Annotated in this window: 15 protein-coding genes; 8 read left to right on the top strand and 7 right to left on the bottom strand. The window is 62.1% G+C overall.

The window, feature by feature from the left end; all coding sequences use genetic code 11:
• Positions 1–233: 233 nt before the first annotated feature.
• The 8 genes from H6M51_RS05970 to H6M51_RS05935 all read left to right on the top strand — a co-directional run bounded on the left by H6M51_RS05970 (position 234) and on the right by H6M51_RS05935 (position 8,081).
• The gene (locus tag H6M51_RS05970; protein ID WP_185808983.1) at positions 234–1,517 is read left to right on the top strand and encodes a polyhydroxyalkanoate depolymerase; all 1,284 of its coding nucleotides are present in this window, start codon (positions 234–236) and stop codon (positions 1,515–1,517) included.
• A gap of 143 nt (positions 1,518–1,660) precedes the next feature.
• Positions 1,661–2,092: a DUF2852 domain-containing protein gene (locus H6M51_RS05965; protein WP_185808982.1), complete on the top strand. Its 432-nt coding sequence runs from the start codon at positions 1,661–1,663 to the stop codon at positions 2,090–2,092.
• A 95-nt stretch (positions 2,093–2,187) separates the two neighbouring features.
• The gene (locus tag H6M51_RS05960) at positions 2,188–2,946 is read left to right on the top strand and encodes a M48 family metallopeptidase (protein ID WP_185808981.1); all 759 of its coding nucleotides are present in this window, start codon (positions 2,188–2,190) and stop codon (positions 2,944–2,946) included.
• 72 nt (positions 2,947–3,018) lie between these two features.
• Positions 3,019–3,693, top strand: coding sequence for a phosphoribosylanthranilate isomerase (locus tag H6M51_RS05955; protein ID WP_185808980.1), 675 nt, complete (start codon positions 3,019–3,021; stop codon positions 3,691–3,693).
• Complete coding sequence (gene trpB, locus H6M51_RS05950) at positions 3,690–4,910, top strand: tryptophan synthase subunit beta (RefSeq protein ID WP_185808979.1); 1,221 nt, start codon at positions 3,690–3,692, stop codon at positions 4,908–4,910. Before H6M51_RS05955 ends, trpB begins: the two co-directional genes overlap by 4 nt.
• Positions 4,911–4,912: 2 nt before the next feature.
• Positions 4,913–5,752 (top strand): tryptophan synthase subunit alpha, encoded by an 840-nt coding sequence (gene trpA / locus H6M51_RS05945; RefSeq protein ID WP_102021214.1) that lies wholly within the window; start codon positions 4,913–4,915, stop codon positions 5,750–5,752.
• Positions 5,753–5,790: 38 nt separating this feature from the next.
• Positions 5,791–6,699, top strand: coding sequence for an acetyl-CoA carboxylase, carboxyltransferase subunit beta (accD, locus tag H6M51_RS05940; protein ID WP_185808978.1), 909 nt, complete (start codon positions 5,791–5,793; stop codon positions 6,697–6,699).
• 41 nt (positions 6,700–6,740) lie between these two features.
• The gene (locus tag H6M51_RS05935; RefSeq protein ID WP_185808977.1) at positions 6,741–8,081 is read left to right on the top strand and encodes a folylpolyglutamate synthase/dihydrofolate synthase family protein; all 1,341 of its coding nucleotides are present in this window, start codon (positions 6,741–6,743) and stop codon (positions 8,079–8,081) included.
• A gap of 51 nt (positions 8,082–8,132) precedes the next feature.
• Here the strand turns inward: H6M51_RS05935 and trxA are convergent, their stop codons facing one another.
• The 7 genes from trxA to ahcY form a co-directional block, all read right to left on the bottom strand.
• Positions 8,133–8,453 (bottom strand): thioredoxin, encoded by a 321-nt coding sequence (trxA, locus tag H6M51_RS05930; protein ID WP_006724193.1) that lies wholly within the window; start codon positions 8,451–8,453, stop codon positions 8,133–8,135.
• A gap of 75 nt (positions 8,454–8,528) precedes the next feature.
• A complete protein-coding gene (gene addA, locus H6M51_RS05925; protein ID WP_185808976.1) occupies positions 8,529–12,086 on the bottom strand; it encodes a double-strand break repair helicase AddA in 3,558 nt (1,185 codons plus the stop codon).
• Complete coding sequence (addB, locus tag H6M51_RS05920) at positions 12,079–15,267, bottom strand: double-strand break repair protein AddB (protein WP_185808975.1); 3,189 nt, start codon at positions 15,265–15,267, stop codon at positions 12,079–12,081. The genes addA and addB overlap by 8 nt, the downstream gene beginning before the upstream one ends.
• 1 nt (position 15,268) lies before the next feature.
• Complete coding sequence (locus H6M51_RS05915; RefSeq protein WP_185808974.1) at positions 15,269–16,003, bottom strand: nucleotidyltransferase family protein; 735 nt, start codon at positions 16,001–16,003, stop codon at positions 15,269–15,271.
• 4 nt (positions 16,004–16,007) lie between these two features.
• Positions 16,008–17,537: a tRNA (adenosine(37)-N6)-threonylcarbamoyltransferase complex ATPase subunit type 1 TsaE gene (gene tsaE / locus H6M51_RS05910; RefSeq protein WP_185808973.1), complete on the bottom strand. Its 1,530-nt coding sequence runs from the start codon at positions 17,535–17,537 to the stop codon at positions 16,008–16,010.
• Complete coding sequence (locus H6M51_RS05905) at positions 17,534–20,077, bottom strand: PAS domain-containing sensor histidine kinase (RefSeq protein ID WP_185809339.1); 2,544 nt, start codon at positions 20,075–20,077, stop codon at positions 17,534–17,536. The genes tsaE and H6M51_RS05905 overlap by 4 nt, the downstream gene beginning before the upstream one ends.
• 240 nt (positions 20,078–20,317) lie before the next feature.
• Positions 20,318–21,715, bottom strand: coding sequence for an adenosylhomocysteinase (gene ahcY, locus H6M51_RS05900; RefSeq protein ID WP_185808972.1), 1,398 nt, complete (start codon positions 21,713–21,715; stop codon positions 20,318–20,320).
• Positions 21,716–21,846: the final 131 nt, after the last annotated feature.

Raw genomic sequence — 21,846 nt, 5'->3', positions numbered from 1 at the left:
ATCAAATCGCAAGCTTCGGAAAGGGTAGGACCTGCAAATTCGGTTGAACACTGTGATCGTTGATTAACCGCATCCGCAGCAGGGAACCTTAAGGACTTTCGCACATCATCCGGAGTCTGGAGTCTTCTTGCGTCGCGGCTTGAGGGAAATCCGGGCTTTTGCAGCGCACAAAGTCTGTTAGTGTAGCGAATGAACGCGGATCTCCGGTGATCCGGTATGAAGGTACAGAACCCATGTTCTATCAGCTCTATGAACTCAACCACGCATTCATGGCGCCTTTCCGGGCAACGGCGGATGCGATGAATCTGGCCTGGCGGAACCCGCTGAACCCCTGGTCGCATACGGCCCTTGGACGTTCTTTCTCTGCCGGCTTCGAGGTCTTCGAGCGCGTGACGCGGCGCTATGGCAAGCCGGCTTTTGGTCTCCCGAGAACGATCGTCGAAGGTGAAAGCGTGGCGGTCGAGGAAGAAATCGTCTGGCGCAAACCCTTCTGCGATCTGATCCATTTCAAGCGCCATTTGCCGGCCGGAGCTGACAAGGGCCCTCGGATCCTGATCGTCGCTCCGATGTCGGGCCATTATGCAACGCTACTGCGTGGAACGGTCGAAGCACTTCTGCCGAGCGCCGATCTCTACATCACCGACTGGATCGATGCCCGCATGGTGCCGGTAACCGAGGGCGACTTCGACCTCGACGATTACATCGACTACGTGATCGATATTCTCCATCACCTGGGTCCGGACACCCATGTGGTCGCTGTCTGCCAGCCCTCGGTTCCCGTCCTTGCCGCCGTTGCGGTGATGGAAGGGGACCAGGACAGCTGCGCACCGTCCTCGATGACCCTGATGGGCGGACCGATCGACACACGTATCAATCCGACCGCGGTCAACCAGCTGGCCCAGGACAAGCCGCTTTCCTGGTTCCGCGACAACGTCATCATGCAGGTGCCGTGGCCGCAGCCGGGTTTCATGCGCAATGTCTATCCTGGCTTCCTGCAGCTCTCGGGCTTCATGTCCATGAACCTTGACCGGCACATGATCGCCCACAAGGACTTCTACATGCACCTCGTCAAGAACGACGGGGACTCGGCCGAAAAGCATCGTGATTTCTACGACGAATACCTGGCCGTGATGGACCTCACGGCGGAATTCTATCTGCAGACCGTCGATACCGTCTTCATCAAGCACTCCCTGCCGAAGGGTGAGATGATGCATCGCACGAAGCGTGTCGATACGGCAGCGATCCGCAACGTCGCGCTGTTGACAGTCGAAGGCGAAAACGACGACATCTCCGGCGTCGGTCAGACGAAGGCGGCGCAGACTATCTGCACGAATATCCCCGACCACATGCGCCTGCATTATATGCAGCCCGATGTCGGTCACTACGGGGTCTTCAACGGCTCGCGCTTCCGTCGCGAAATCGCGCCGCGGATCATCCAGTTCGCCCGGACCCATGGCAAGAAGGCCAAGGCCACAACGCCGGTCAAGCGCGTCATCAAGGGCGGTAAGTCCCTCTGACATTTTCGTCATTCCGAATTTAAGAAGTGGATTCAATCGGTTCTCCGATTGGCTCCGCTTTTTTCTTGAAGGGCAGGCTGCCATTTCCCACATCGAAACCATCGGAGGGCATTCCGCCCTTCGTGTGAACGAGGTTATCGATGATGAACCAGTCAGCACTGCTTCGGCCGGATTGGACTCCGGCAACCGTCGCCCTGATGGTGCTGGGCTTCGTGGTCTTCTGGCCGCTCGGTCTGGCCATGCTCGCCTACATTCTGTTCGGCGAGAAATTCCAGAGTTTCAAGCGGGAAGCCAACCGCAAGGCAGATACTGCCTTTGCCTGGTGCCGCACCAACAGCTACAGCGCCTCCGCGCCGACCGGCAATGTCGCCTTCGATGATTGGCGCAAGGCCGAACTCGAGCGTCTCGACGAAGAGCGCCGCCGTCTAGACGAGATGCGCGCCGAATTCGACACCTATGCCCGCGAACTGCGTCGGGCCAAGGATCAGGAAGAGTTCGACCGCTTCATGCGCGATCGCCAGCAGGTCAAGCCGGCAGGCGAGGGCGGTCCGGCTCAGGGCTTCACCGGCAACTGATGTGTCGGTGTCTATGTTGACGAGATCGAGGCCGGCGCCCTTGTGCCGGCCTTTTTTGTTGCAAGGTGACACCACGAATCGGCTAGAACAGACGCATGTTTCCCCTGCTGAAAAAGCTGACACCCCAGAGAGCCCCGGCGATCCAGCTGGAGCGGGCGATTGCCGTGGATGGACGGTCGGTTCCGCTCACGATCCGCAAGAACAGCCGTGCGACCCGCATTACGCTCAGGATCGAGCCCGGCGGTCGGGCATTGAAGATGACCATTCCGCCAGGGCTGCGCGAACGCGATATCGAGGACTTCCTCGATCGACACCAGGGCTGGCTTAGCACCAAGCTCAAGCGCCAGAAGACCGCTGGAAACATTGAGGACGGGGGCGAGATCCTGCTTCGTGGCATCCCTCACCGCATCGTGCATACCGGGCAGCTTCGTGGACTGACCCAGTCGATCGACAGCGAGATCGGCCATATCTTGAGCGTCAGTGGCCTCGAAGACCATCTGCCCCGTCGCGTCGCCGATTTCCTGAAGAAGGAAGCACGCCGCGATCTCGAGCGACTGGTGGCACTGCATGCCGGAAATGTCGGCAAGCCGGTGAAGAGCATGACCCTGAAGGATACCCGAAGCCGCTGGGGATCCTGTTCCTGGGACGGTAAGCTCAGCTTTTCCTGGCGCATCGTCATGGCCCCGCCGCTCGTCATCGATTATCTCGCAGCCCATGAGGTCGCGCATCTGCGCGAGATGAACCATGGTCCGGCCTTCTGGGCGCTCTGCCGCAAGCTCTGCCCGAAGATGGATGAGGCCAAGACTTGGCTGAAGCGGCACGGCTCGGCCCTGCATGCCATCGACTTCGACTGAGCAACCCGCGACCTTTCGGCCTTTGTCGCAAATTGGCTCGACTCTTTTTTGATTTCGTGCGACTTCGCTGCCATGAGACCCGATATCAAGATCTGCGGACTGAAGACGCCGGAGGCTGTCGATCGTGCGGCTGACCGCGGCGCGAGCCATATCGGCTTTATCTTCTTCGAAAAGAGCCCGCGCAACATCGAGCCCGACATTGCTGGTACGCTTGCCGATCGCGTTCGCGGCCGGGTGAAAAGCGTTGCGGTGACGGTCGATGCCGACAACGACGATCTCGACGAGATCATCGCCTTGATGCGCCCGGATATCCTGCAGTTCCATGGTCATGAAAGCCCGGAGCGCCTTCTGACGGTCAAGGCCGTGACCGGTCTTCCGATCATGAAGGCATTTTCCATCCGCGATGCCGATGACCTGAAGCGCATCGAGCCCTATATCGGAATTGCCGACCGTTTTCTCTTCGACGCAAAGCCGCCTGCGGGATCCGATCTTCCCGGTGGTAACGGCGTCACCTTCGATTGGCGTCTGCTGCGTTCGCTTGACGACAGCGTGGATTACATGCTTTCCGGAGGCCTCAACAAGGCCAATATCGCAGAGGCCCTGCGGGAGACCGGGGCGCGGGCGATCGATATCTCGTCCGGCGTGGAATCCGCCCCGGGCGTCAAGGATCTTCAGATGATGGACGAGTTTTTTGCGGCCGTTGCCGAGGCAAGTCGTGCACAGCCGGTTTCAGGGAGTGTCAAGTGAACCAGTCACCGAAACCCAATTCCTTCCGTGAAGGTCCCGATGAGGACGGCCGTTTCGGCATCTTCGGTGGCCGCTTCGTTGCCGAAACGCTGATGCCGTTGATCCTCGATCTGCAGGCGGAATGGGAAAAGGCAAAGACGGATCCGGAATTCCAGGCAGAGTTGGCGCATCTCAACACCCATTACACCGGTCGCCCGAGCCCGCTTTATTTCGCCGAGCGGCTGACGGCGGAACTCGGTGGCGCGAAGATCTACTTCAAGCGCGACGAACTGAACCACACCGGTTCGCACAAGATCAACAACTGCCTCGGCCAGATCCTGCTCGCCAAGCGCATGGGCAAGACCCGCATCATCGCCGAAACCGGCGCGGGCCAGCACGGCGTCGCCTCGGCCACGGTTGCCGCCCGCTTCGGCATCCCTTGCGTCGTCTATATGGGCGCAACCGACGTCGAGCGCCAGGCGCCGAACGTCTTCCGCATGAAGCTTCTCGGTGCCGAAGTGAAGCCGGTCACCGCCGGCCATGGTACCTTGAAGGATGCCATGAACGAGGCGCTGCGTGACTGGGTCACCAATGTCGACGACACCTATTACATGATCGGCACTGCCGCCGGCCCGCATCCCTATCCGGAAATGGTCCGCGAGTTCCAGTCGGTGATCGGCCGCGAGACCCGCGAGCAGATGCTGGCCGCCGAAGGCCGTCTGCCGGACATGCTGATTGCTGCCGTCGGTGGCGGTTCTAACGCGATTGGTCTCTTCCATCCCTTCCTGGATGACGAGAGCGTGCGGATCGTTGGCGTCGAAGCCGGTGGCAAGGGTCTCGAAGGCGAAGAGCATTGCGCCTCGCTGACTGCCGGCACGCCGGGCGTCCTGCATGGCAACCGCACCTATCTGCTGCAGGATGGCGACGGCCAGATCAAAGAAGGTCACTCGATCTCCGCCGGCCTCGACTATCCCGGCATCGGTCCCGAGCACTCCTGGCTGAAGGACATGGGCCGCGTCGAATATGTCCCGATCAAGGATGACGAGGCGCTTGCCGCCTTCCAGCTCCTGACACGCACCGAAGGCATCATACCGGCGCTCGAGCCGAGCCACGCGCTCGCCGAAGTCATCAAGCGCGCGCCGAAGATGGACAAGGACCAGATCATCGTGATGAACCTCTGCGGCCGCGGCGACAAGGACATCTTCACTGTCGGCAAGATTCTCGGTATGGGGCTCTGATCATGACTGCGCGTATGGACCAACGTTTTGCTGCCCTGAAGGCAGAAGGCCGCCCGGCTCTCGTCACCTATTTCATGGGTGGCGATCCGGACTACGACACGTCGCTTGCGATCATGAAGGCCCTACCAGAAGCCGGCGCCGACGTCATCGAACTCGGCATGCCCTTCTCGGATCCGATGGCCGACGGCCCGGCAATCCAGCTTGCCGGTCAGCGGGCTTTGAAGGCCGGCCAGACCCTCGTGCGCACGCTCGATCTGGCCCGCGAATTCCGCAAGACGGACAACGAAACGCCGATCGTCATGATGGGTTACTACAACCCGATCTATGTCTATGGCGTCGAGCGTTTCCTTGACGACGCACTCGCAGCCGGCATCGATGGCCTGATCGTCGTCGACCTTCCGCCGGAAATGGATGACGAACTCTGCATCCCGGCCCGCAGCCGCGATATCAACTTCATCCGTCTGGCGACCCCGACCACCGACGACAAGCGCCTCCCGACCGTTCTCAAGAATACCTCGGGCTTTGTCTATTATGTCTCTATGAACGGCATCACCGGTTCGTCGCTGCCGGATCCTTCACGCGTCGCTGGCGCTGTCCAGCGCATCAAGGCGCATACAGACCTGCCGATCTGCGTCGGCTTCGGCGTCAAGACCGCCGAACATGCCCGACTGATCGGCGCCAATGCCGATGGCGTCGTGGTTGGGACCGCGATCGTCAATCAGGTTGCCACCAATCTCACAGCCGATGGTAAGGCGACGGCAGATACGGTTCAGGCCGTCGCCACCCTGGTGCGCGGACTGGCCAGCGGCGTGCGCTCTGCGCGCCTTGCTGCTGCCGAATAAGCACCCCATATGGGCTTTAAACATCAGGAGTAAGCCGCGTGAACTGGATCACCAACTATGTGCGCCCGCGCATCAATTCCATGCTGGGTCGCCGCGAAGTTCCGGAAAACCTCTGGATCAAGTGCCCGGAAACGGGCGAGATGGTCTTCCATAAGGACCTGGAAGAGAACAAGTGGGTGATCCCGGCTTCGGGCTACCACATGAAGATGCCGGCCAAGGCTCGCCTGACCGACCTCTTCGACGGTGGCCAATACGAGGCCCTGCCGCAGCCGAAGGTGGCGCAGGATCCGCTGAAGTTCCGCGATTCCAAGAAATACACGGATCGTCTCAAGGACAGCCGTCTGAAGACCGACCAGGAAGACACGATCGTCGCCGGCGTTGGCACGGTACAGGGCCTGAAGCTCGTTGCCGTGGTACACGAATTCAACTTCATGGGTGGCTCGCTTGGCATCGCGGCCGGCGAAGCGATCGTGAAGTCCTTCGAGCGCGCGATCAAGGAAAAGTGCCCGCTGGTCATGTTCCCGGCTTCGGGCGGCGCCCGCATGCAGGAGGGTATTCTTTCCCTCATGCAGCTGCCGCGCACAACGGTTGCCGTCGATATGCTGAAGGAAGCTGGCCAACCCTATATCGTGGTCCTCACCAACCCTACCACGGGCGGCGTCACGGCCTCCTACGCCATGCTCGGCGATCTCCACATTGCAGAACCCGGCGCCGAGATCTGCTTTGCCGGCAAGCGCGTCATCGAACAGACGATCCGCGAAAAGCTTCCCGAAGGCTTCCAGACCTCGGAATACCTGCTGGAACACGGCATGGTCGACATGGTCGTCAAGCGTCATGATATCCCGGACACGCTGGCCCGCGTCCTGAAGATCATGACGAAGCGTCCTGCAAACGACGTGGCGGCTCCCGCAAACGTGCCGAAGCCGGTTGCCAAGGCTTCGGCCTGAGCCTTGCTTACCCTTGAGGCCGCGCTCGCGGAACGAGTGTCATGACAGACCCTATCGTCAGCCAGGCCGACGCCGAGATCGACAAGCTCATGGGGCTGCACCCCAAGGGCTACGATCTCTCGCTCGACCGTATCCGGCGCCTCCTTGAGGTTCTGGGCAATCCCCATCTGAAGCTGCCGCCGGTCATCCATGTGGCCGGCACCAACGGCAAAGGCTCGGCGACGGCCTTCTGCCGCGCGCTTCTGGAAGCCCAGGGCCTGTCCGTCCACGTCCACACATCGCCGCATCTCGTGCGCTGGCACGAGCGCTATCGCATCGGCGTCAAGGGTGGCCGCGGGCAGATCGTTGATGATGCAATGTTTGCCGATGCCCTGCGCCGCGTGGCCGAGGCCAATGGTGGCAAGCCGATCACCGTCTTCGAGATCCTGACGGCGGTGACCTTCATCCTCTTTTCCGAGCAGCCTGCCGACGTCGTCGTGCTGGAGGTCGGTCTCGGCGGACGTTTCGACGCCACTAACGTCGTCGAAAAACCGGCAGTCTGCATCGTGCAGCCGATTTCGCTCGATCATCAGGCCTATCTCGGCGACCGGGTCGAGCTGATTGCCGCCGAAAAGGCCGGCATCATGAAGCGCGGCGTTCCCGTGGTCATCGGTCACCAGGAATTCGACGGTGCGAAGGATGTGCTGATCAGCACCGCCGAGCGCCTCGGCTGTCCACTCGCGGTCTTCGCCCAGGATTTCCTCGCCTATGAAGAATTCGGACGGCTCATTTACCAGGACGAATTCGGCCTCATGGACCTGCCGCTGCCGCGCCTTCCCGGTCGCCACCAGATCGGCAATGCCGCAACCGCCATCCGCGCCGTGAAGGCGGCCGGCTATCCGGTGACGGAAGAAATTGCGGAAAAGGCGATGTTGTCGGTCGAATGGCCGGGCCGCTTGCAGAGGCTGACCGAAGGTCGGCTGGTGGAGCGTGCGCCCCAAGGTGCAGAAATCTGGCTCGACGGCGGGCATAACCCGGGTGCCGGCGAAGTCATTGCCGAAGCCATGGCGGCCATGGAAGAGCGCCAGGCGCGCCCGTTGCATCTGGTCATCGGCATGATCAACACCAAGGACCCGATCGGCTTCTTCCGCGCCTTTGTCGATATCGCCCATAATGTCTACACCGTGCCGATCACAGGCTCCGATGTCGGCCTCGACCCTGTGGCGCTCGCCCAGTCCGCAGCAGAGGCCGGTTTGAAAGCTCTTCCGATGGGCTCACTGGGCCAGGCGCTCGATGCCATCCGTGAGCGCAGCGAAGGTGGCATTCCCCCGCGCATCATGATCGGCGGCTCGCTCTATCTTGCGGGCAATGTGCTCGCCGAGAACGGCACCATACCCAAATGAAAAAAGCCCGGCGAAACCGGGCTTTTTCTTTGGTCATCAGTGCCGTGAGCCTTAGGCTGCACCGGCGATCCAGCTGGACAGCGCGGTCTTGGGCGCTGCACCCACCTTGATATCGGCCACTTCGCCACCCTTGAAGACGGCCAGCGTCGGGATCGAGCGAACGCCGAACTGGGCAGCCAGTTCCGGGTTTTCATCGATGTTGAGCTTTGCGATCTTCACCTTGCCGGCGAGCTCGTTCGAGATTTCTTCGAGGCTCGGTGCAATCATCTTGCACGGGCCGCACCATTCGGCCCAGAAATCCACGACAACTGGTTCGGAAGCGTTGAGCACCTCGGCCTGGAAATTGGACTTGTCGACTTTAACGGTAGCCATCGGGCTCTCCCTTCATAAATACGGAATTGACTAGATATGTGATGCCGCACGGCAGCAATTTCAATATGCGGTATCTCACGATGTTTCGAGGTCGGCAAGGGACCGCTGAAGAAGGGCGTCATCGAGCCGGATGAGGCTGCCGTTTTCGGTGTAGATCAGCCAGCATTCGATCTGTTTGCCGGGATAAAGCGGCTGCAGGATCTCGCGATAGATGGCGAGCTGCACCCGGTGGGAGAGGGGAGCTTGCGCAGCCTCCAATGGAGGATTCCGGTTCGTCTTGTAGTCGGCGATGATCACCCGGTCGCCAAGCACGGCCATGCGGTCGATCCGGCCTGAGACCGCACGCAACTCGCCCTTCAGCCGCATGGTCCCCATGACCGAGACTTCGGCGCGGCTGCCGGCATCGAAGAGCGGATGAAGCGCCTCGTCTTCCAGCACGGCCATGACGGTAGAGACCAGTCTCTGTCGTTGCTCGACCGGCCAGAACCGGGCCGCACGTTCCGCATAACGTTCGGCCGCCTCACGGCGGTCACCCTCCGGAAAGCCCGGCAGGTTCTGCAGCATCCGATGGATGAGCCGTCCCCGCTGCAAGGCAAGATCCGCCTTTTCCGTCGTCGAGAAGAGCGCCGACGCCGTCAGCGCGTCCTCGTCGTCGTCGATGAAGATGCTGCCGGCACCCGATGGGCTGAGCGGTCTCGGCAGGCTGACCGGTGGCGGCAATGGTTTCCAGAGCGTCTGCGGAAGGCTGTGGCTCTCCTCGCTTTCGGCGCTCTCTTCGCTCGCGGGCAAGTCAGGCTCTGCGTCGCCGAGAGACCAGCGCAGTCCCGTCCAGCTGCCATCCGGTCCGGAAAACTCAATCGGCTTGCAGCGCGTTTCGTCGGCGCTGAGCGACCGCGCGATCATCTTGTGCCAGATCTCGCCCGTGTCCTGCACGCCGCGATAGCCGCCCACGATCAGGCGATCGGCGGCGCGGGTCATCGCGACATAGAGTAGCCGGCGATATTCCTCCTCGGCCTGGTCCTTGCGCCGATCCATGTCGGCAGCGGAGATCGAATTACCAAGTGACTTCGAGGGGACCCAGATCGGGAAGGGCAGGCCTTCGGCCGTCTCGATGATCCTGAGCTTGGCCACATGGTTCGAGTTGAACGGTTTCGAGCCACCGTCGATCAGGAAGACGATGGGCGCTTCCAGACCTTTGGAGGCGTGCACTGTCATGATGCGAACTTCGTTGCGCTCCTTGTCCTGCTCGCGCTTGACCTCCGGCGCTTCCATCTCGAGCGTCGAGACAAAGGATTGCAGCCCTGGCAATCCGCTGGTCTCGAAGGAGAGCGCAAAGGTCAGGAACTCGTCGATGATGTCGCTCACCTCGGAGCCGAGGCGACCGAGATAGGCCCTTCGGCCACCATGAACGCTGAGCACGCGGGCATAGAAATCATGGACCGAGTGCTCTAGCGCCTGTTCGAGAAACAGGGTGAGCCGGTCGCATGTCTTCTTCCACGCTGTATCGGTCTCAGCCTGCACTGTCAGTCTCGTCCAGAGGCTCTGCGCTTCCGGTCGTTCGGCTGCCAGCGCCATCAGATCGTCTTCGCTGTGATTGAACAGCGGGCTCTTCAACAGGGAAGCCAGCGAAAGATCGTCCCCCGGCAGCAGCAGGAAGCGGCCAAGCGCCAACATGTCCTGCACGGCGATATGGCTTGTCAGCTTCAGGCGGTCTGCACCGGCGACCGGAATGTTATAGGGGCGTTTCAGGGCGCGAGTCAGCGCATTGACGAAGCCGTCGCGCTTGCGCACGAGCACGAGGATATCGCCCGGGCGGATCAGCCGCTTATTGCCCTTCTCGATGATCGTTTCGCGTCCGACGATCTGGCTGATCTGATGCGCGACGCGACGCGCAAGGATCGCGGACGGAGCGCTTTCCGGCGTTGCGTCGAAGGGGGCGGTCCAGTCCTCGTCCTTCTCCTGCCTTTCAGCAGCGATCATGTCCCAGATATCGACCGTTCCCGGATGCCCGATGCGGCTCGACTGGTGGATGACAGGGTCCCCGCCGGCGCTGAGGCCCCGGCTGTTTTCCGGCAGGCTGAAGACCTGGTCGACGGCCGCGAGCACCGATTGCGTCGAGCGGAAGGAGAGCGGCAGACGCACCGTGTTGAAGTTCTGTCCGCTTTCGGTGACCGCGCGTTCCGTCTGGCGGGCTTCCTGCGAGAACTGCTCCGGGCGTGCGCCCTGGAAGGAATAGATCGACTGTTTCTCGTCCCCCACGGCAAAGAAGGTGCGGATCCCGGGCCGGGCGCTAAGACCCGTAAAAAAGTCCTCGCGCAGCGACCGGATGACATCCCATTGCACCGGGCTCGTGTCCTGCGCCTCGTCGACGAGGATATGGTCGATACCCTGGTCCAGCTTGTAATGTACCCAGGCACCGACATCCCCGCGCGTCAGAAGCCGGGCGGTGCGCACGATCAGATCCTCGAAATCGAGCTGCGAGCGCCTCTTCTTCAACTCCTCGTAGTCGGTGTCGAGACGCACGGCCAGCGTCAGCGCCGAACGCGTCGCCTCATACATGCGGAAGATCCGCAGCCGGTCCCGCATGGCGACCACATGATCGCGAGCCGCAATCACGGCGTCCTTGAGATCAGGCGCCATCTTGGTCATGGCAGCTGCCATCAGAGAGCTGTCGGCCTTCGGCGCTTCCTGCGCCGTCAGGAAAGCCTGGTCCAGAAGCTTCGCCCGCTCCAGGGGATCGGTTTCCACCAGCGCCCGCTCCAGCACTTCCGCGACGGTCCGCACTTTCTCGCCGCCCTTTTCGAGGGCAAGCTGGATGTAGCGGCTGAAATTGCCACCCGACAAACCGGCAAGCGGCCAGTAATCCTCGGCGCGGCTGGTCTCGCTTTCGAGCGGTCCGATACCCAAGCCCTTCCGCAGCGTCGGCTCAAGCCCACCCGCCCGTTCCGCCCGCTGCCGAAACTCGCGGATCGCATGCCGGTTGGCCACGGTATCGGCAATCAAACCTTCGAGCCCGCTTTCATCGGCAATGCTCAACACCTGCGAGAAGGCTTCGGCGAGTGCTGCATCATTCTCCGTCGACGTGGCCGTCAGCAGCGACCGCCGCGCTTCGGCAAGAACGGTGACGGCGGCCCGATCGTCGAGCACGTTGAAATGCCCGGCGACATTCGCTTCCAGCGGAAACTGGTGCAGAAGCGCTTCGCAGAAGGCGTGAATCGTCTGGATCTTCAGGCCACCCGGCGTTTCCAGCGCCTTGGCAAAGAGCCGCCGTGCGGCAGCCAGCGTCGCCCGATCCGGCTCCCTCTGTTCGATGGCCGCAATCCGCTTGGCAAGTTCGAGGTCATCCAGCGTCGCCCATTCCGCCAACCGCTCGAAGACGCGGTTCGACATTTCGGACGCTGCGGCCTTGGTATAGGTGAGGCAGAGAATGGACGAAGGGCGAGCGCCGGCGAGCAGCAGCCGGATCACCCGCTGCGTCAGCACATGCGTCTTGCCGGAGCCGGCATTGGCCGACACCCAGGCCGATTGGCCGGGATGAGACGCTTTCGACTGGGCAAGTGTCGTCCAGCCGAGCCAGGCGGTGGGGTCGCTGCCGGCCGGCAGCTCGTCGAGGGCAAAGCGCTGATCACTCATCGCCGGCTCCTTCCTCGGCTTCCGCCGTCGACCATTCGGCTACACGCGCCAGATGGTCGTATTCGCCGCCATAGGCGTTCTGTTCCGCCGGGATGAGACGGGAGACGTAACCCCGCTCGCCGCTCTGCAGCGCCTGGACGAAGCGGCCGAGTTCGTCGACGGATTGCGTGGCAAGCTCAAGCGCAGACTTCTTGTTGTCACCCCGCGTCGCCATCTCGTTGTTCACCTGGTCGGCCGAGAAGCGATCTCCGGGTCGCAGACGCACATAGACCAGGTTGAGCGGCTTGACGTCTCCGGCAGGCTTAAAGGCGCCTTGGAGAAGGGCTGCAGCTTCGAGGGCCAATTGTGGGTCGAGCAGGCTGCGCGCCTGGTTGGCGCTCGGATTGAGGCCCGTCTTGTAGTCTATGATGTCGGCAAAGCCGCCGCCCCGGATGTCGATCCGGTCGGCGATCCCGCTGATGGTGATGTCGACGGGCCGGAGCAGCACATTGCCTCTGACTTCCGTCAGCGAGCGCTTGATCTCCGGTCTCCGCTGCCGCTCCCAGCCGAGAAAGGCCGAGGCGACGCTGTAGAAGCGCTGCCGCCAGACGATGTCGATGTGGAGCGGCAGAGCCTCCTTGAGAAACTCCTCATCGGTGATCCGGTGCAGGATGTCGAGCGCGTCCAGCCGGGCCGGATCATGATCCTCGCGGATGAATTTCTCGACGATACGGTGATAGAGCGTTCCGCGTTCCGCCGCCCCCGGATCCTGGTTGAAGGGATCGACGGGGTCGAGACGCAGGATGCGCCGGGCATAGATGGCATAGGGATCGCGCCGGAAGCGCCCGACCTCGGAAAAGCTGAAGGCGCGGGGTTGTAGCTCGGTGCGCGGCCGTGGCGCGGGGCGCTGGGCCGGAGCCTGGTTTTCGCCCTGGTCGATCAGGTCGGCATAGCGCCGGTAGATCTGGCCGCGCTTTCGCATCTCGTCTTCAAGCATGGGCCCGCCGAGTGCCATCAGACGCTGGAGCCAGCGCGAGGCAACCGTCGGCGCAGATCCTTGTCGCAGCGAGCGCGAGAAAATCAGTTTCCGCGTACCGCAGGCCATCTGGAAATCATGCGCCACCTGGCCGATCTGCCGTTCCGGCGGCTCAAGCCCGACTTCCGTCTTCATGACGCGTGAGAGGAAAGGATTGTTCTTGGTCTGGCTGGGCCAGCTCCCCTCGTTCATGCCCCCGATCACCATCATGTCGACATTCTGCAGGCGTGCTTCGAGCGTACCGAAGATGAAAACGCGCGGATGCCGCATGGCGCGCGGCTTGACTGCCTGGCCAGCCATCAGCGCCGTCAGGATATCCACCCATTGCGGGCCGTCCGCCTCGATCTGCCCGTCCGTCTCCAGCACTTCGGCGAGAAGCCGCGCCAGAGCCTCACCGGCTGCATCGCCCCAGAGGCCTGCAAGATCACCCCGCTCGTCGACCGTGACCGCCTCCAGCACGCGACCCGTGCGTTCGGCCCAATCGCTCACGGTCAAACTCTGCGACAGCACGCGTCCGTCCGTTGACCGGATGACCGCCGACACGAGCGGTTCGACCGCCGAGGTGATACGGCTCGCGAGCAGACGAGCGAGCTCAAGCTCCTCGGGCGTAATCGAAATGCGCCATTGCGGCTTGTGCCGGTCGGCGAGATGCGCCTCGAACCCATCGGCGAAAAGCGGTTCCATTTCGGCAAGATCGAGACTTTTCAGGCCCCCACGCAGCGCGATACGTTCCAGCGCGTCGGCAGCCTTGCGCATGTCCTCGGCGGTGAAGCCGAAACGTGCCAGCGGATGCTTGATGAGCGAGACGATCGCCACGGGGTCACCCGGACGCAGGCAGGCCTCGGCCACCACCTGGGTCAGCATGGCAGCCTGGGTGCCGGTCATCGGCGTACCCGCCGAATCGTCCGCCTCAATCCCGAACCGCGCGAGTTCGGACATCACCCGCCGGGCCAGCGCGCGATCGGGCGTGATCAGAGCTACCCGGCTTTCGGGATTGTCTGATGCCTCTTCGAGCCCCAGCCGCAGCGCAATCGCAATTGCCGTTGCTTCCTCGCGCTCATTGGCCGTTTCGATCAGCGCGACATCGCGAAATGCCGCAAGCACGCGTGAATCGTCGATCTGCTGCCGCCAGGCCTTCCAGGTGTCAGTTGCCTCGGCGGGCGCCATGGCGCGCGACAGAAATTCGGCCCTATCCTGAAGCGCCGGATCGGAGGCTTCGAGAACACGGACATCCGCGCGTTCGAGTTTCATATGCCGCAGCAGATGCGCCAGACCATATTGCGGATGTCCGCGCACGGCAGGGCTTGGACTGATCACCGAGATCTCGCGGTCGTTGAGCTTCGCCCAGTCCTCATCCGGCATGTCGAGATCGAGCCCGGGCAGCACCACGACACCCTGGTCGAGCTCGGCAATCGCGGCAATCAGTTCGGCCGCTGCCGGGATAGAGCCGGTGGAGCCTGCAACGATCACCGGGCCAGAAGACCCCTGTCTTCTTAACCGCTCGGCCTCGGCCCTCAACACCGCATCACGGTGGCGCGCGGGAGACGACCGCACCAGTTCCTGCAGCCGCGCCGGCCAGAACTCCGTTGCGATCGTCAGAAACTCCAGCGTCAGCTGCCACCAGGAGCCGAAATCCGCCGATTGCAGCTTGTCGAGATCCTTCCAGTCGCAGCCTTCGGTTTCCGCCGCTTCGATCAGTTCGACCAGCGCTCGGGCGAGCCAAACGGCGTCGGCGGGGCTTGCGGGCGCGACCAGCGGCGTATCCGAATGGATCGACCGGACGATCTCCGGCAGCTGGTTGCGCCAGGCGAGGATCAGGCGCGCCAGTTCCAGAAGCATGACGGTGCTGCTCACCGCCGGGGCGAGATCCATCAGCTGCGGCGCATCGAGATCGAAGAATCCGCTGTCGTCGTCGGTTTCGCCCAACGTGCGAATATCGGGGAGGATCGCCGCGCTGCCGCCGAGCAGATCGACGAATTCGGACCGCAACACGCGGGCTGCGCGCCGGGTCGGGACGAGCAGTGTCACCCCTGCCAGCGAAAGCGGATCGGCGGGGTCGTAGCGAAAACTGTCGGTCAGGCGACCGTCGAGCAGCGCTTCCGTCAGCGTCCTGAGAAAGGGCCGGCCCGGAGGGATCGTCAGCAGACGCGGCACCTTGCTGACCATCTCAACGGCCTCCGCCGTAGCGGGCCACCACGGCTTCGGCAGGCGCGATCGCGTCAGGGGTGCCCACGGTCAGCCACTGTCCAACAAGGTCCGTACCGAACAGCCGGCCTGCGGCAATCGCATGATCGAAATAGATGTTGAGGTTGAAGGGACCGGCAGGCGCGTCATCGAAGAGACGCGGCATCAGCGCTAGGGCCCCGGCATAGACGACCGGGTTCGGTGCGCCGGAGACATAGCGGGTCAGCCTGCCGTCATCCGCCATCGAGAAATCGTTCTTGCCGTTATGGCCTGTGGTCCGTTCCTGCTCGACGCAGAGCATCGCCATGTCCATCCGGGAGGGATCGAACTGCTGCGCCAGCCGGACAAGATTGCTCGGCTCATCATCGCGTTCTCCGACCCAGAAGAGATCAGCATTCATGACAAGTGCCGGCTGGTCCTGGTCGAGTAGCTTGAGACCCTTTGCGAGACCACCGCCCGAATCCATCAACTGAGCCCGTTCGTCGGAAATGCGGATCTCCGCCCGTCGCTCGTTCGCCAGATGAGCTTCCATCTGGTCGGCATGGTGATGCACGTTGACGGCGACCGTCTCGACACCGGCGCCGACAAGTGCGTCGAGCACATAGTCGATCATCGGCTTGTCCCCGATGCGGACCAGCGGCTTCGGCATTGTCTCTGTAATCGGGCGCATCCGCGTGCCGAGGCCGGCCGCGAGCACCATGGCTTGCTTGATGATCATTTGCTCAGGCCGGTGATTCGGGAAGCTCGATTCCAGCCTCAATGCACCAGTTCCGCAAGGGGGCGAGGACAGGATGTTCGAAAGCAACGCTCAGGTGCCAGAGCGTGCGGGGAAGGTGGCGCATATAGCCCGGCTTGCCGTCCCGCTCCTTCAATCGCACCCAGAGCCCGTTCAGCTTGCAGGCGCGCTGCGCCGACATGATCGCCCAGCTTTTCAGGAAGGCGGCCTCGTTGAAATCCGCTTTCCTGGCGCGTGCCGAGAGATAGTCGGCCATCAGCTGATCCATCAGTGGTCGCTCGATCGTCACGCGCGCATCTTGGACCAGCGAGACGAGATCATAGGCCGAGGGACCGATCATCGCGTCCTGGAAATCGATGAGGCCGACCCTGTCATGCCCTTCGCGATCATCGCGCCAGATGATGTTGGGCGAATGAAAGTCACGCATGACGATGGATGTGTCTGACCCCGCCAACTCGTCGATCAGCTCATCCCAGATGGCGAGATAGCGGGCACGTTCCTCCGCCGTTGCCGGTTGACCGGCACGTTTCCACGGCAGGTGCCAGTCGAGAAGCAGCTCCACCTCGAACTTCATCGCCGCACGATCGAAATCCGGAATGACATGTTTATGCCCGCCGGCAATGACGATCTCCCGATCAAAGGGCGTGTCGTGAATGGCGGCGAGACAGGCTGCGCTGGCGCGGTAGCGATCGGCAATCGGCTTTCCCTGCTCGTCGATAACACTACCTTCGCCAAGATCTTCGAGAAGCAGGATCCCGGCATCCAGATCCTGTGCCAAGACTTCGGGAGCGGCAAAGCCGCGCTCGCGCAGCGCCTGTCCGATGGCCACGAAGGGACGCACATCCTCGGCCAGATGCACGAGCTGCGAATACGGTTTGCCATCGCGGATCGGTGGACCGTTCGGCCGCTTCGGCGCGTCCATCAGGACAAGGCGGGCGCTTCCATCGGCCGGATAGACATGCTCATAGGCGCGGTTCGAAGCGTCACCCGTCAGATGGCGTCTGCGGGCACCCTGATGGCCATGACTGTCGAGAAAGCGGCGGATCTCGGTGACGCGCTGCAGCCGCGCCAGCTTTGCCCCGGGCGCACTGAGGGTGACGGTCCGTCCACCTGCGGCAGTGAAGGCGAAGTCAATGTCGATCCTGTTCTTGGGCAGCGCACGACCGGCCTTACTTGGCCATTCGATCAGGCAGATACCGTCGGCCAGCGCCTCGCCAAGACCCAGTTCATCGAGTTCGCTTTCATCGGAAAGCCGGTAGAGGTCGAAATGCGCAACGGGGATCTTCAGGTCGTAGGTCTGGACCAGCGTGAAGGTCGGGCTCGGAACTTCAAGCTCCGGATCATCGGCGAGTGCCCGGATCAGGGCGCGGCTGAGGGTAGACTTGCCCGCGCCGAGATCGCCGTGGAGCGCGACGCAATCGCCGACCTCAAGGGCTAGGAGAAGATCCTCGCCGAACAATGCGGTGGCGCAATCGTCGGCGAGATCAATGGCAAGCGGGGCGGTCTCAGCGCTCATTCGGCAGCGGCAATCAACTGCGATAGACTGGCATTGGGAATGCGGCAGTGGACAGTCGTTCCACGTCCCGGCTCGCTTTCGATCTTCACCTCACCCTTGTGCAGGTTGACGAAGCTCTGGACGATCGACAGTCCAAGGCCCGGGCCGCTGCGCTTCCCGCCCTTGGCGCTGGTCGAGAAACGGTCAAAGGCCGAGGAGACGAGGTCCGGGCTCATGCCGCAGCCGCTGTCGCTCACGGAGAAGACAAAGTCCGTCGCTTCGCGCCAGCACTTCATCGAGACGACAGTGCCCTCGGGCGCGAAGTTAACAGCGTTGGTCAGGATCTTGATGAGAATCTGCTTCAGCCGCTGCCGGTCAGCGACCAGATGACCCAATTGTGCGGGTGCAGCGATCTCAAGCGTGACACCGCCTTCCTGCAGCCGGTCCGTCATCTGCATGGAGACGTCATCCAGCAGGTCGCTCAGATCGATCTCGGAGTAGTCGAGCTGCATGATGCCGGCGTCGACGGTCGCAAGATCGAGAATGTCGTTGACGATGGTCAGCAGCACCGAGGACGAGGTCGAAATGTGGTCGATGTATTCGGCCTGCCGCTCGTTCAGCGGGCCGATCGCGGTGGTCTTCAGGAGATCGGTGAAGCCGATGATGTTGGTGAGCGGCGAGCGTAGCTCGTAGGAAACGTGCTGGACGAAGTCGTTCTTCAGCTCGTCCGCCTTGCGCAGCGCCTCGTTCTTTTCCTTCAGCGCCCGTTCCGCACGCACGCTGTCGGTCATGTTGACGAAGGTCAGCATGGTCTGGGCGTTGGGTAGCGGTGTCACCGCATAGTCGAGAACCAGGCCGGAATAGAGTTCGAGGGTCCCCTGGCTCGAGGGGCGCTCATCCTCGAAGCTGGTGATCAGCTTGCCGAAGGTCTTCCAGCCATCCGGCTTGTCATAGGAGGGCGCACAGGCCGCTTCGAGCAGGCGGATATGCGTGCCGACGGCGGCCTGCGCTTCGTTAATGCCCCAGAGAGCGCGGAAAGCCGGGTTGGACAGCTGGATCCGACCATCCGGGCCGAACACCGCGACCCCTTCCGAGAGGTGGTCGATGGTTTCGCCCTGAACCTGAACAAGCGTATTGTAGCGGGTCTCGAGGTTGAACTGTTCCGTCAGGTTCTCGAACACCCATGTCGCGCCACCTTGGGGATGCGCAGAGGCAATCACACGCAACGTCTGACCATTGGGCAGGTGCCAGAGATCGGTCTGGGTTTCGAGCGCCTGATAGACGGACAGGCAGTTCTCCTTCCAGGATTTCCAGCTTAGTTGCTCCGGCAATTTGTGCGCGGCGCGAAGCCGGTCAAGCAGCTCGGCATGATCCGGACGGCTCTCAAGGAACTTGGTTTCCAGGTCCCAGAGCTGCGCAAAGGCCTGATTGTAGAACTGCAGGCGACGCTCGGCATTGAAGATCGCAACCGGTGTCGCCAGATGATCGAGCGTTTCGGCGTGGCTCCTGAGCGTTCGGGCCAGTTCCTCACGAAGGGTCTCGGAGGAGGAAACATCAATCGCCATGCCGCAGGACCCGGTCGGGCCGCGAACATCCACCACGTCGAAGAAGGTGCGCGCACCGCGAACGGCAGTCGAAACCGTATCATGGAACGGCGACTCAGGCGTCGCGGACGCCTTGATCTTTTCGCGGGTCAGCGTGCCGAGGATCTCCCGACCTTCCTGGACCGCCTGATGCGGCGAGGCAGCCTCGACGGCATCGCTATAGGCCTGGTTGACCCAGACGAGACGGCCTTCGGCGTCGCGCTGCCAGACCGGCTGTTCGATCGAATCGAGCAGGGATTCGAAGGTTGCGATCGAGGTCCGCAGCCGATTGCGCTCGATCTTGAGTTCAGCAAGTTCGGCACGCAGATTGTCGAGGGCCACGAAATGCGCAAAGGCGCGTCCGCCAAACAGCTTGCCTTGTACGTCAAGCACTTCGCCGCGCTGTGTCTCCACGGAAAGCTCGAATGATTTCGCGTTGACCCGCAGGTCTTCGATCGCCCGTTCGATTTCGCTGGCGCTATGAGGTTTCAGCCAGCGGCCAAAGGCCAGGAAATCCGGATCGTGCTGAGGAGCGCCGGTTTCAATCGGCAACTGGCCGACGAGTTCGGCCTTGCCGCTGTGACCCTGCCAGATCACGGTGCGCCGGTTCTGATCGGCGATCAGGGTTTCGTATTGGGAGATGCGCTGCTGGCTGTCCGAAAAGGCCGAGCGCAGTTCGCCCACTTCGCCATCCAGCCGGTTCCGCTGGCGTAGCAGGACGGTCGCGAAGATCAGTGCTGCCGAAACGGTGCCGAGAAGGATTGCGTAACCAGCAACGTCGACGCTGTCGAAGCTCCGGTTCGGCAGTGCGACCGCCTGCGCCCAGGCGAAACCGGGAGCCATCAAACCTGCCAGCGCGCTGCCACAGGCAAGCGCGTGCCGCGTCGCGGCCACGGCAGGGCGAGTTGCTACCCTGCGGAGCATCCCGATGATGAGGTTAGAACCTGGCCGCCAGAGGCTTGGAACACCGGCCGTCATAGCCGTATCCCGCTGACGCGGGGCGCGTTGATGTACCGACATTCTCGGTCTGTCTCCGTCTTATTATGTGCCGCATCGTCGACAAGACATCCGTATTCGCGGACCGCTCGTGCAGTCCACGAATCAAGTCCTAAAACAATACCGCCGAAGGAAAGTGTCGGGAAGGCTTCGGGCCAAAAAAGAGGGCGGCGTCTTTGTCAAGACGCCGCCCACTAGATGTAGATATTATCCAGCTATATTTTAGTAGCGGTAGTGTTCCGCCTTGAACGGACCCTGCGGCGTGACCCCGATATAGGCCGCCTGCTCGTCCGAAAGCGTCGTCAGCTTCACGCCGAGCTTTTCGAGGTGCAGTCGGGCGACCTTTTCATCGAGGTGTTTCGGCAGGACATAGACGCCCGGCTTGTATTCGTCGGTCTTGGTGAAGAGCTCGATCTGGCCGAGAACCTGGTTGGTGAACGAGGCGGACATCACGAAGGACGGATGGCCTGTGGCGTTGCCGAGGTTCAGGAGACGGCCTTCCGAGAGCAGGATCATGCGGTTGCCCTTCGGGAACTCGATCATGTCGACCTGCGGCTTGATATTGGTCCACTTAAGGTTCCTGAGAGCCGCAACCTGGATCTCGTTGTCGAAGTGGCCGATATTGCCGACGATCGCCATGTCCTTCATCTCGCGCATATGGTCGATGCGGATGACGTCCTTGTTGCCGGTGGTGGTGATGAAGATGTCGGCGGAAGAAACGACGTCCTCGAGCGTGACGACCTCAAAGCCGTCCATCGCGGCCTGCAAGGCGCAGATCGGGTCGACTTCCGTAACCTTCACGCGGGCGCCGGCGCCGCGCAGCGAGGCAGCAGAGCCCTTGCCAACATCGCCGTAGCCGCACACGACGGCAACCTTGCCGGCCATCATCACATCGGTGCCGCGACGGATACCGTCGACCAGCGATTCCTTGCAGCCATACTTGTTGTCGAACTTCGACTTGGTGACCGAGTCGTTGACGTTGATGGCCGGGAAGGGGAGGAGGCCCTTCTTTGCCAGCTCGTACAGACGATGAACGCCCGTGGTCGTTTCTTCGGTAACGCCCTTGATGGCATCACGCTGCTTGGTGAACCAGCCTGGCGAGGCGGCGAGGCGCTTCTTGATCTGAGCGACGAGGATTTCTTCTTCTTCCGACTGCGGATTGGAAAGCACATCTTCGCCGGCTTCGGCGCGGGCGCCGAGCAGGATGTACATGGTGGCGTCGCCGCCATCGTCGAGGATCATGTTGGAGACGCCGCCATCGGCCCACTGGAAAATCTTGTCGGTGTAGTCCCAGTAATCCGAAAGGGTTTCACCCTTGACGGCGAAAACCGGAATGCCGGCGGCAGCGATCGCAGCAGCGGCGTGGTCCTGGGTCGAGAAGATGTTGCAGGACGCCCAGCGAACCTCGGCACCGAGAGCAACGAGCGTCTCGATCAGAACAGCGGTCTGGATCGTCATGTGCAGCGAGCCGGTGATGCGGGCACCCTTCAGCGGCTTGCTGGCGCCGAATTCCTCGCGGCAGGCCATCAGGCCCGGCATTTCGGTTTCTGCGATGCTGATTTCCTTGCGGCCGAAATCGGCAAGACCGATATCAGCGATGACGTAGTCATGTTTGCTCATGGGATTCTCCGGCTGGATCCGACCCGATCCGCATCTCATGGCGGACGGATAAACTGGCTCTCCCGCAGTCAAGGCTGCGGGGCTGGGCACCTTCTAGCAGGGAATGGAAACAAACGCAATCTGACATAAAG

It is taken from the genome of Rhizobium sp. AQ_MP (assembly GCF_014237835.1).
Taxonomy (GTDB): Bacteria; Pseudomonadota; Alphaproteobacteria; order Rhizobiales; family Rhizobiaceae; genus Allorhizobium.
Note: the sequence above shows the minus strand (reverse complement) of the source record. Positions and strands in the feature narration are given on the sequence as shown.